The sequence below is a fragment of the Lentiprolixibacter sp. genome, assembly GCF_982873095.1.
In genome coordinates this window covers 1-4,444 of the sequence record NZ_CEYNTP010000230.1, presented here as the reverse complement: position 1 = coordinate 4,444, position 4,444 = coordinate 1, and the positions used below count along the sequence as shown (strand labels likewise).

The following is a 4,444-nucleotide window of genomic DNA, read 5'->3' as shown; positions in this document are numbered from 1 at the left end:
AATCTGTCAACAAATGGGTAATCAAAAGGAGGAAGAGCACAGTGACCGCCATAATCAGACCTTCCTTGCGTCGGTACTGCCTCATGATGAGAATAAAAAAAAGGATAAACAATGGGGTCCAGGTCGATATGTTGGTCACTAAAGACCAAAAGCTATCATAGGATTCAGATCCCAAGCCATTCAAAAAAATCAGGGTTCTCCTATCCCAATCCAGCAATCCTTCGAGCATTTTCCCGATTATTTTCTCTTAATGGTACCTGTGACATCAGTAACATTCTTCTTCACCTCATCAATCTCCTTCTTGATATCTTCGGTAAAGCTCGTGTCTATTCCCTGCTTCTCGGCGCTTTTTTGGATTTCCTGCTTGATGTCCTCGGTGGCATCCTTAAGTTGGCGCATACCTTTCCCAAGACCTTTGGCAATGCCGGGGATCTTATCGGCGCCAAATACCATGACTACGATAAACATGATGAAGAAGATCTCCGCCCCGCTAATAAATAATGCAATGGACATCATAGATACAAATATACGCAGATTTGCCAGCTAATTAAAAAGTCCTGCCGGCTGGGCAGGACTTTTCACCAAGGGTGAATATTACTTATTTTCCTTTAATGGATTCCTTGAATTTGTCAAAATCCGATTGTTGTTCCTTCTTTGGCCAGGAATTGTTGGTCGTATCAATGTCTGCCGTCTCTGCTTTAGGATCTACGACTATTCCCGTGATCTCCTTTTCAGAAGCAATAACCCTTCTGACTTCCTTATCGTTTTTCCTCCAAATTTCCGGGGGGTAGGTAATATTCTCACGTGTTCCGTCTGCATAGGTGTATTCTACAATCAACGGCATTGGGATACCCCCTGGTTTATCAAAGGTTATTTCATAAAAATATTTTGGATCCTTTAGGTTCTGGCGTTCTTCGGCAGTCATATTGTCCATCATGAACTCCTTCAGGGTCTGAGAGGCTTCCATGGGGCTTTTCCCTTTAAGGTCGGGATCGAAGTCCTCGCTGTCTTCCTCTACAAGGTAGACCAGTGGGGGCAGGTTGGCTTCAGAGATGTTCCTGGCGGCCATATACTCCCGCATTTTCTTGCCTGGGGTATTGCTCACATAGTATTTTTTCACCCCTTTCACTCCGATATCCACATAATCAGTAGTGTAGAACCAGCTCCTCCAGAACCAGTCGAGATCTACTGCCGAAGCATCTTCCATGGTCCTGAAAAAATCCTCCGGTGTAGGGTGCTTAAATTTCCAGCGTTCCGCATAGGTCTTGAAGGCATGATCGAACAATTCCCGTCCCATTACCGTTTCCCTTAAGATGTTCAGGGCTGTGGCAGGTTTCGAATATGCATTGGGCCCCAACTGATATACATTTTCAGGGTTGGACATGATGGGTGATATGGTACTCTGGTCACCGCTCATATAGGGAACGATCTTTGAAGGATCTCCCCGTCTGGACGGGTATTTGCTATTCGGAGCGATAGCTTCCGGAAAGGCTTCTCCAAATTCCTGTTCTGCAATGTATTGCATAAAGGTATCCAGACCTTCATCCATCCATCCCCATTGGCGCTCATCAGAATTCACGATCATAGGGAAAAAGTTATGGCCTACTTCATGAATGATAACACTGATCATCCCGTATTTAACACGGTCTGAATAGGTCCCATCCGGATTGGGCCGTCCGTAATTCCAGCAAATCATGGGATATTCCATCCCCTGATTCCTGGCGTGAACAGAAATGGCCTTGTGGTAAGGGTAATCAAAGGTGTGTGCTGAATAAGATTTCAGGGTACTGGCTACCGCCTTGGTGGAGTATTCCTCCCATAAAGGATTCCCCTCTTTTGGGTATAAGGAGACGGCCATCACGTCGCGGTTGCCAATTCGCACGGCCTGCATATCCCAGATAAACTTCCTCGAGGTGGCAAAGCCGTAGTCCCGTACATTGTTCGCCTTGAATTTCCAGGTCTTCTTTTTTTCCGAGAAGCCTTTTTCCAGTTCTTCCACCTCCTCCTGGGTTACGATCAGTACTGGCTTGTCATAAGATTTTTTCGCTTGTTCGTAACGCTTCATCATCTCCCTGCTGAATACTTCTTTGCGATTCTGCAGTTCCCCGGTGGCATCCAGGATATGGTCTGCAGGAACGGTGATATTTACCTCGTAATTCCCAAAGGGAAGGGCAAACTCCCCGCTGCCCCAGAACTGGTGGTTTTGCCAGCCTTCCACATCGCTGTAGACGGCCATGCGCGGGAAAAACTGTGCAATTACATAGGCGCGGTTACCATCTTTGGGGAAGTACTCATAACCAGAGCGCGCACGGTTCACCGTATGGTCGGGTATATTGTACCACCATTTTATATCAAAGGAGTATTGTTCCCCACTCTTCAGCGGTTTCTCCAGGTCCACACGCATCATGGTCTGGTTGATGGTGTACGGCAATGGCTTCCCGTTGCTGTCCCGTACGTACTCTATTTTAAACCCGCCATCAAAAGGCTGGCCCATATACTCACCTGCGAACTGTCCGGTCCTGTAGGCAAGGGAAACACCATTACCATTCCTGAGCGGGGACTTGGAATCCTTAGCCCTTACATTTTGGTCCAGTTGTACCCAAAGAAATTCAAGATTATCTGGTGAATTGTTGTGATAGGTGATGGTTTCTTCTCCGTATATGCGGGCATTCTTGTCATCAAGTTCGATGTCCATCTTGTAATCTGCCTGTTGCTGGTAATAATCAGGACCCGGGGCACCTGAAGCAGATCTGTAAGTGTTGGGGGTGGCAAATTCCTCGTACATCTGACGGAATTTGCTCTGGTTATAATGGCCGGGTTCTCTCTCTTTCTCTTCGGTTTGTTGTGACCATGCAGTGCTTGTAGAAAAGAGTACGCAAATGGCCAGAATATACCTGAAAAATCTCATAATTCCTTAATTTTTTAGTGGACGAAAATAGAATTTTATGTAGGAAAGCCTATAAGTTTAACATTCCTTTATTACTTTCTTTGTACAGGACAAAACTCCTCTTTTTCCCCTTGACTTTAAAATGTACCAGGTTCTGCTGTTCCTCGAAGAGATCGGTAAGCACTTCATTCTGTATCCCAATGGATTCAAGACTGGGCAGCCCTACTTCCGGAATGTCCAAGTAGCAGATCAGCACGTCATTATCATAGCGTTTGCCCAGAAAATTATAGTCCCTATTTTCTTGATTGAGTTCTATAAGGAGTTTGGTTTTTAGGTACTTTTCGATGTACATATCGGACAGCTCCGATTCCTGCGGCGTTGCCAAAAGGGTTTTTACCCCATAACGTTCTAGAAGCACCGCCTCAAGGTCATCGATAAATATACGGGTGGTTATCTGCAGTGCATCATCCTTTTCAGAATAATTCACATTGGTAACGCTTACATAAAACTTATGCAATCCTGAGAATGCCAGCAGAGGCAAAACAAGTAGCAGCAGGAAAACGGGTATTCTTCTCATCAGCAACATTTTATTCAAATTTCATACCAGAATTGCAGGGCTACTTCAGGCCGTTATTATCCCGGTATGCAATACTTTTCCTCTCCAGAAATTCCCATATCTTTAGTTTGTCCCGGGTATCTACTATACCATTGAATTCGGCATCCACCTCGCAGAAATACATAAAATCAGGGATATATTCGAGTGGAATTTTTAAAACGCGAATATAGAGGGAATCCGGGTAAAACTCACGAACCCTGTTGGTACGGGCATATTTTCGTTCGGTCGCAAGGACTTTCTTCAGGTATTTGGTGCGGCCCGAAATACCGTTTAACACAGGGTTTAAAGGCACAATACCCCCTCCGGTTACCGCTTCGAACAGCCTGCGTTCTGCAAGTGTTTTGGGCTTTACGTAGGCGTTAGGCAGTCCCAGGGTTGAGGTCACATATACTTTTTCCTTAGGCGTATTTTTCAGGTCGATTTCCAGATCCCCGGATAAATCAAAGGGACGCAGAACCACCTCGTCCAGCACATTTACCTGTTCTTCCATATACACTACCAGCGTTTTACTTTCCATCAGGGCTGCCGTTACTACCATTGTTTTTCGTTCCAATTGCACTGCTGAGAACACCAGGGAATCCCCAAGTTTAACGTTAATTGAAAAATTACCCAGGGCATTGGTTATCGTTGCGCGTTGAGAGGTGATATTCATAACATGCACATCCGGTACACTGCGGTTACCCGCTACCACCTTACCATTAATAGGTCCGGTAAAGTAATCCTGGGACCACAATGGTAACTGAAGCAGGATCAGGGTAAAAAAAAGGAGGTACTTATTCTTCGGCATTCAGTTCTTGACGATACATTTTGCTTTGGTTGACCAGGAAATCGATCAGCTCAAATTCATTGCTTTGCTTCAGAAATGTCTGTGAGGGCAATTTATCATCACAATAGATCAGGAAGGCATCTATCTTGTCCTGAGGTAATTGAAGATCAACGAC

General features: G+C 45.2%; 4 protein-coding genes and 2 pseudogenes. All 6 read right to left on the bottom strand.

Annotation, left to right across the window (positions count from 1 at the left end):
* Window positions 1–229: pseudogene (locus AC4E7D_RS12070) on the bottom strand (phosphatase PAP2 family protein); the annotation flags it as partial.
* Between the two features lie 8 nt (window positions 230–237).
* A complete protein-coding gene (locus AC4E7D_RS12065) occupies window positions 238–513 on the bottom strand; it encodes a Sec-independent protein translocase subunit TatA/TatB (protein ID WP_490174043.1) in 276 nt (91 codons plus the stop codon).
* Window positions 514–598: 85 nt separating this feature from the next.
* A complete protein-coding gene (locus AC4E7D_RS12060; RefSeq protein WP_490174042.1) occupies window positions 599–2,908 on the bottom strand; it encodes a M1 family metallopeptidase in 2,310 nt (769 codons plus the stop codon).
* A 49-nt stretch (window positions 2,909–2,957) separates the two neighbouring features.
* Window positions 2,958–3,464 carry a DUF6702 family protein gene (locus AC4E7D_RS12055; protein ID WP_490174041.1) on the bottom strand — a complete coding sequence of 169 codons (507 nt, stop codon included), beginning with the start codon at window positions 3,462–3,464 and terminating at the stop codon, window positions 2,958–2,960.
* Window positions 3,465–3,504: 40 nt separating this feature from the next.
* Window positions 3,505–4,290, bottom strand: a complete 786-nt coding sequence (locus AC4E7D_RS12050; RefSeq protein WP_490174040.1) for a carboxypeptidase-like regulatory domain-containing protein — start codon at window positions 4,288–4,290, stop codon at window positions 3,505–3,507.
* Window positions 4,277–4,444, bottom strand: a pseudogene (locus AC4E7D_RS12045) (hypothetical protein); the annotation flags it as partial. The gene AC4E7D_RS12050 and the pseudogene AC4E7D_RS12045, both read right to left, overlap by 14 nt.

Bases quoted from the DNA above. Each gene is read 5' to 3' on its own strand.
- AC4E7D_RS12060 (WP_490174042.1), bottom strand. From the start codon at position 2,908: ATGAGATTTTTCAGGTATATTCTGGCCATTTGCGTACTCTTTTCTACA.
- AC4E7D_RS12050 (WP_490174040.1), bottom strand. From the start codon at position 4,290: ATGCCGAAGAATAAGTACCTCCTTTTTTTTACCCTGATCCTGCTTCAG.
- AC4E7D_RS12055 (WP_490174041.1), bottom strand. From the start codon at position 3,464: ATGAGAAGAATACCCGTTTTCCTGCTGCTACTTGTTTTGCCTCTGCTG.
- AC4E7D_RS12065 (WP_490174043.1), bottom strand. From the start codon at position 513: ATGTCCATTGCATTATTTATTAGCGGGGCGGAGATCTTCTTCATCATG.